The sequence below is a fragment of the Streptomyces hokutonensis genome (assembly GCF_000376565.1).
GTDB classification, from domain to species: Bacteria; Actinomycetota; Actinomycetes; order Streptomycetales; family Streptomycetaceae; genus Streptomyces; species Streptomyces hokutonensis.
Genome location: NZ_BARG01000147.1, coordinates 1 through 6,602 on the forward strand (window position 1 = coordinate 1; position 6,602 = coordinate 6,602).

The window sequence follows — 6,602 nt, forward strand, 5'->3', positions numbered from 1 at the left end:
CCACCAGGCCCTGGAGGCCTTGCCGCGCGGCCCGGAGATACCCGGAGCCCTGGTCGGCGGTCTGTGGGTGCCGCGCCATCGTCGCGAGGGTCCCCCGCACGCGCTGGGGCTGCGCGAGCCAGCCGGCGGTACCGGGGTCGGTCCGGCCCAGCCGGTCGCCGACCAGTTGCGGGTCGCTGCCGATGACGGCGTACAGGAGGCAGTAGCCGTCGTCGGGGGTCGGGACGGCACGGCCGGTGGGGGTGACGTACGGGGACAGCGGGTTGGCGGCCGGGGTCGTGTGGGGCCGCGACTGTACGCCTGCGGCCTTGCCCTTGCCGGTACCGGACTTGGACGGTCCGCCGCTCTTCTTCGGCTGCTGCTTCGGCTGCTGCTTCACCGGTGCCGGCGTGGATGTGGACGCGGCGGTGGCCGTGGTGGTGGCGGGCGCCGGGGTGTGGGTCTGGCCGGCGGCCGGGAGGGGGGCGGTGCGGCCGTCGGGGGTCGGCCAGCGGGGCGGGGTGGTGGCGAAGGTGGTGCGCGGTGACTGTTCGGGGTTCGGGGCGCTGTCCCGGACGGTGGTGGCCAGGTCCGGCAGGGCGTCGGTGGCCGAGGTCCGGTCGGCGGCGGCCTGTATCTGCGCGGTGACGGCGGCGACGACCTGCGCCTCGCGGCGGGCGGCCTCGTTCTCGGCGTCGGTCAACTCGCCCTGGGCTTCGGCCTCCTGCTCCCTGGCACCACGCAGTTCACCGGCCCGGCGGACCACGTCCGCCGCGTCCCGCCGCGTCTTCTCCCCGGCCTTCTTGTGGACCTCTTTCGCCCTGCGGATGTCGTCCGGTCGCTGGGCGACGGTCTCCTGCGCCGTCGCCAACGCGGCCCGGTCGGTACGGAGTTGTTGGGCGGCCTGCTCGATCGTACGGTCGGCGGCGGTGATCGCGGGGATCGTGGCCCGCACGCGGGGGTCGTCGGCGACGTCGGTCGCCGGGTCGTGGGAACGCGGGGTGCCGGGCGCGGCGGGAGCGGGCACAGCACTCAACTGCCCGCCCTTCACTGCCTGTTCGGCGGCGGCACGCTCCGTGCGTACGGCATGCTCGGCCTGCGTCAGCGCGGTCAGGGCCGTCTGGAGATCGTGACGCCCCTCGGCCTCGTCCTGCACATGCCGCTGAATCGCCGACGGCAAGGTGGCGACGGCCTTCCGGGCGTCGGCCAGCTCCCGCTCCAGCCCCTTGACCACGTCCCCGGCCTCGCGCTCGGCCCGATCGGATGCGGCGGCCGTGTCCGTCGCCCGCTGGTGAGCGGCCAAGGCGTCCGCGACCGCGCGCTCCGTCTCCTCATGCGTCCTTTCGGCGTCCGCGTGCACCCGGTTGGCTTCCTTGCGGGCGGCGAAGAGGCGGGTCAGGACCTGCGGGGTGTCGTCGAGGGTGTCGGTGGCGGTGTGCAGGAGTTCGGCCTGGGCGTGGAAGGCGGTCCACGCCGTGGTGAGGTCCGGGTCGTCGGTGACGAGAGCCCCGTCTGGGGTGAACTCCCAGCGACGGATGCCCTGTTGGTCCCGCGTCATCAGCTCCAGCGGCCGGTTGCCCAGCACGGCGGCACGCGAAGCCCCGTAGAGGGCCTGACCGAGACGCGCGCCCTGCGGGTCGGCACCGAGCGCCACCCAGAACTGGACGCCACGGCTGCCGGCGGGGATCGCCGCATGCAGGCGTTCCGGCAGGGTGTGCGGCTCGGCGGTCGCCCAGTCGGGAACCAGCGCGGGCAGGTCGTGGACGTTCGGCGGCGACTCGGCCGGAGCGAGCAGACCGTGCCCGAGCAGGTCGCGCTCCTCCACCCGGAGGGTGACCGTGCCGGTGACATGACGGACGCCCTGAGGCCCCTCCACCAGCAGATGGGCGTCCACGTCGACGACGTAACTGCGCGTCCCCCGCGCCCCGTTGGCGGATGCGGCGGTGCTGCCGGACTTCAGCCAGTCGCGGCGGCTGCCCGTGGTCGTACCGCCGAAGGTCGAAGGCTGGGTCTGCCGCTGAGCCACCGGCACATTGATCCCGGCGATCTCGTGGTTGTCGTCGTCACCGCTGAACAGCGCCGTGAGCGAGGTCGCGAGGGCGTGGTCGGCACCGGCGGCCGTGCTCACCGTGTCGGTGGTGTTGTGGAGCTGGTCGAGGGTGACGTCGTCCGCGTGCGTGGAACGGCGCGGGTTGTAGAGCGTCACCGCGATCGTCGGGGGCTGGTCCGGCGGCCCTTCGAAGGGCGCGGTACCGGGCATCCTGCGGGTGAGGTCGGCGGCCAACCGGGGGCGGTCCAGGGCGACTTGCCCGGCCTGGATCAACTGGCCCAGCCGGACCGCCTGTCCCTCCACCGAGACCGAGGTGACCTGGGCGTGCCAGCCGCGTCCGCCGCGTGGGGCCACCTGGTTGAGGGCCGTCTCCACATGGCCCCAGCCGTCGAAGTGGAATGCCGGGGTGGGGCCCACCGGGTGGAACATCTGCGCGTCGGCGAGATACGGGGTGAGGGCAGGAACGGGCAGCACGGTGTTGCGCGGGTCGGCGCCGGAGAGGACGGAGGGAGCGGTCACCGTGGCCGTCGGCACGGGGGTGTTGGTCTCGGTGCCGGTGAAGCGCAGCGCCAGACCGACCGGGACGGTGCTGGTGCGCGGGTTGCCCCGCTCCAGCATCGCGTCCACCCAGCGGCGGACATCGCCGTCCGCGTCCGCCCAGGCGATGACACCGTTCTGGATCAGGCCGCCGATGACGTTCGGCGGCCAGTCCACGACGAGTGCCGAGCGGACGGACAGCTCGTACTCGTACTCCAGGCCGTCGAAGTCCGCGCCGTTGTCGGTGCGCAGCCAGAAGCGGTTGTCGGCGGTGGTCGCCCGCCGGGTGGAGACGCTGGTCGCCGATTGCGGGGTGAAGACCGGCGCGACACGGTCCGTCTTCGAGTGGTCGTCCCCCTGGTTCGGGCGGATGTAGCGGTTGGTCACCGTGACCGGGAGCTGTGTCTGGCGGACCGAGGCGCGCGTGGTGGTGCGGCCGGCGGCGGTGTGCGACTGCCACTGTTCGAGACCCGAGCCGGGCGTCGAGGAACCCCGGAGGCCCGACAGATCCTGGGTCCGGTCGGGCCGTGCCGTCAGCGTGACCTCGACCAGCCGCTCGCCGCCGTAACCGTGGTGGCGGAAGTGGAAGCGGGTGGTGGCCCGGCGCGGGGTGCCGTCCGGGCCGCGGCCTGGCAGTGAGCGCAGTCCGGCGGTCGAGGTGAGCTGGGCGATCCGGCTGTCCACGCCCTGCTGGTAGCCGGGGTGTCCCGGGGTGACCGCGCCCGGCGCCTCGGCCTCCACCAGCGCGAGCAGCTCGCGCCTGACCTCGCCGCGCCGTTCCCTCCTGCCGAGCGGCACCAGCTGGATCTGGCCGGCGGCGACCGCGGCGGCGGGCCGTCGCCGGTACTCGGTGACCGAGAGGACTCCGCCGAGACCCAGTTCACGGTTCCGCACGTACGCCGCCGGCAGATGCGCCTGGCCCTGGACCGGTCCAGGGGCGGGATTCCGCAGCGCCGTCATCCACCGTGCGTCACGGTTGAGTTGGCCCTGCGTCATGAGGAACTGGAGGCCGTCCGGGACGTCGACCACGAAGGTCACGGGGTCGATCGTGCCGAGGTCGCCGACGCCGTTGAGCAGTGCGCGGGAACCGGCCCGGACCGTGACCACATAGGTGACGTCCGCGACCACCCGGTGCAGGTCACCGCTCTCTGTGGGCGTGCGGTTGACGCCCGTGCTGGCGGCGAGCGTGTCGGCGGTGTCGGTACGGGACACCCGGCCGAGCCGTACGGACGGGTTGAACTGGAACTTGTTCGGCTTGCCCGCGCTCTGACTGGTGGAGACCGAACCGTCCGACTCCGGACCGGTGTTGCCCTGCGCCGCCGGTGTGGACGGGTTCTGGGTGACCACCGCGGTGCCGCCCGACTGGCCCGATTTTCCAAGGGACTTGAGCTGCTGGGCACTGTCGGTGGCGGAGACACCCGTCTCCAGATACTGCCGGGTGGTGTCCAGCAGCCGGGGCCGGTACGCGACGGCCTGGATCTCCAGCGAGTACTGCCCGTCCGCGAGCGTCCCCGGCAGGCTCAGACCCTCGACCACATAGGCGTTCTTGAACAGTTCGTGCCCGTGGGCGACGAGACTGCCCGGCGTGATCGCGGCGTGCCGGGTCTCGGCGGCGCGCGTCGTACTGTCCGTCAAGCCGTGCCCGGCGAGCGGCAGGACAGCGGCACGCCCGGGCTCACCGTCGGCCGCCGGGGCGGGCTGCTGCACGCCGGGTGCGGTGAGCGGGAGGATCGGGCCGGTGGCCGGGGTGGCGGGCGTCTGCCGCGCCTGGCGGCGGATGGTGGCGGCGGCCCGCCGGAAGGCCGACTCGATCGCCGCGGAACCCCGCACGGTGTCGATCAGCGCGTCGTCCGGCACCCGCACAAGACCCGCACGCGGCACGCCCTGGTCGTCGGTCCCTTCGAGCCGCTCCGTGTCGGTCGCGTCCATCGCACGCGGCGCCCCGTCGGCCGGTGCGGTGGGCACCGTAGGGGTCCCCGAGGGCGCGTGCGTACGGCCGTCCGGCACCGCGAGGCGCAGCGAGCCGGCGACCGTCGGCGGGTGGGCGACGGGGGGCGCGGGGGCGGCCGGGGCCGGAGCCGCCGCCCTGTTGATGTTCTCCCCGAACCGCTCGGTGGGCCGCTCGCCGTCGCCCGCGTACAGGTCGAGGCCCAGCCGCACCGGCACGTCGAACGCGTGACTGTTCTGGTTGGTGGCGATGAAGAACTGGTCGTGCCCGGTGGCACCGCCCACGGTGTCGCCGTGCGTGATCTGCCCGCCGTGCTGGTAGTCGCCCCCGAACCCGATCGACCCCCACCGGCCCAGCGGCCCGCTGACACTGCCCATCGGCCCGAACGCGCCGCCGTACGACTCACCGCGCTGCTCGGCGTCGGTGCCCGCCAGCTGGGCCAGACCCATGACCTGGATACCCGGCAGGACCAGGCTGTGCGTGCTGGGCTGATGGAATTCGCGGGTCGCGGTGAGGAGCAGCCGGACCCGGCGGACGCCGGTGTCGGTACTGTTCGGCACCTCGAAGTGCAGGGCGTGCCCGCCGTCGACCATCGCGTCCGTGGCGGCCCGCAGCCCCGTACGCGAACGCGCCTCCCGCAGCCGGCGCAGGTTGTTGAGCTGGGCGTGCAGCCGGATCTGGTGCTCGGGCTCGTAGTTGCGCACCACGCCCGTCCCGGTGGGAGCGGACGGCAGGAAGCCCTCGCGGCGCAGCCAGGCCTCGGCCTCGGCGAAGAGACCCTCCGCGCCGGTGACACCGAGCGGCGCCGCGCTCAGTCCGATGCCGTCCAACCGCTCCAGCGCGTCCGGGAGTTCACGCCGCTCCGTCCCGCTCGGCGGCTGCCCGGTGGCGTCCGCCTTGCTCAGGACCCGTAGATCCATACCGCGCGGCCGGGTCAGCGCCGGGGCCGCCGTCTCCGTACCGTCCGGCCGGATCAGCGTGACCCGGTACGTGACCGCGGTGGGCGCGAGCAGATGGCCCCGGTTGGTGCGGATGGCGTGCATCGTGCCGGCCGAACTGCCCGCGCTGTACGTGTTGGTGACGGTCGCCTGCCCCTGTCCACGCACACCGAGGCTGCCGCCGATGACGCGCGAGGCGTTCGGATGCCCTTGGCTGTGGTCGCCCGTGAGGGCAGCGGCCGCGCTGCCGCTGACGCCGATACCGCTGGTGTACTTCGACGAGAGGTCGACCTTCGCCGTGTTGACCAGATGGCTCTCCAGGTTGATCTGACCCGGGGTGCTCTGCCGCAACGGGGTACTGGTCCCCGGCTCGGTGACCACATGCAGCATGCCGACCGCGTTGCCGCCGGCATCGGTGATCACGGGCGAGTAGATGCCGCCGTCCACCTGCATGGGCAATGTGCCGCGCAGCACCTGTTCGGAGAGGAAGTCGGAGACCTGCCCGGCGGCCGTGTCGTCGAGGTCCGCCTGGAAGGTCTGGTGGACATGCTCGTACAGGGCGCGCGGGTCGATCACCGAGTCGACGCCGTAGAGCGGGAGATCGGCCACATCGGCCGGCGCGGGCAGCGAACCCGCCGCCGGATCGGGAGTCGTGAGGTGCCGGGGGAACCAGATCGTCGTCGGACCGTGCGCCTCCGGCTCGCTCCAACCGTCGGCAGCGGGGGCATCGGTGCGCACCCGCCAGTGAGTGGTGAACTCCACCGGATCGGAAGGCTCGTTGGACCGCTGGGCCGACGTCGTCTGCACAGCCTGCGTGACCGTCGTCGCGTCGCTCGCCTGGTTGTGCGTGAGCGAGAGCGTCACCGACCCGTCCACCGCCCGCACCGGGGTGGGTGCCGGGATCGGCCACGAACCGGTCCACGGCACCTGCACCGTGCGGTATGTCCCCGACGGCTGACTGGAGAAGTTCTCCCGCGTCCCGAACCCACGCCGTTCCACATGCTTGTCGGGGTCCCGCGTGTCGAATCGGCCCTGCCGCAGCGACTCCCTGGCGTCGGACAGCGTCAGCTGTATGTCGACGGTGTGATCGTTCCCGTCGACGCGGACCGTGATGCGGTAACCGCCGTTCGAGCGCAGATACGGCAGTTGC

1 pseudogene is annotated in these 6,602 nt (G+C 73.1%); it reads right to left on the reverse strand.

Annotated elements, in window-relative coordinates:
* A pseudogene (locus SSP08S_RS57970) lies at nt 1-6,602 on the reverse strand (hypothetical protein); the annotation flags it as partial.